This window comes from Citrobacter sp. VF227 (genome assembly GCF_052950715.1).
This window is the reverse complement of sequence record NZ_JBRFVF010000524.1, coordinates 1-446: the sequence shown is the minus strand read 5'-3', so window position 1 is coordinate 446 and position 446 is coordinate 1. Positions and strand designations below refer to the sequence as shown.

The window sequence follows — 446 nt, the reverse complement described above, 5'->3', positions numbered from 1 at the left end:
GCATTGTCAAAACTGGTGTTAACCGGTAGACGGCATTACAGGCGCAATGACGATATCCGTCAGTCCAGCCTGGCGCTGGGCGCTCCGGGAACCTTTATGACTCAGGATGTGAACATCATCCAGAGCCAGATTGAACGTCTCCCTTGGAACAAACAGGCGAGCGTCAGAAAGCAATGGCCTGATGAATTGAAGATTCATCTGGTTGAATATGTGCCAATAGCGCGTTGGAATGACCAACAGATGGTGGATGCCGAAGGAAATACGTTCAGCGTCCCAACCGGTCGGGCCAATAAGCAGGTATTACCCATGTTGTACGGGCCGGAAGGCAGCGCGAGTGAAGTGTTGCAAGGGTTCCGTGCCATGGGGCAGGTGCTGGCTAAGGATAGATTCACCCTGAAGCAAGCGGCAATGACCGCTCGTCGTTCCTGGCGGTTGACGCCGAATAA

1 protein-coding gene is annotated in these 446 nt (G+C 53.6%); it reads left to right on the top strand.

Annotated elements, in window-relative coordinates:
• Positions 1-446: FtsQ-type POTRA domain-containing protein (locus ACU8YC_RS27665; protein WP_446896350.1), on the top strand; the 446-nt coding region annotated here is incomplete at both ends.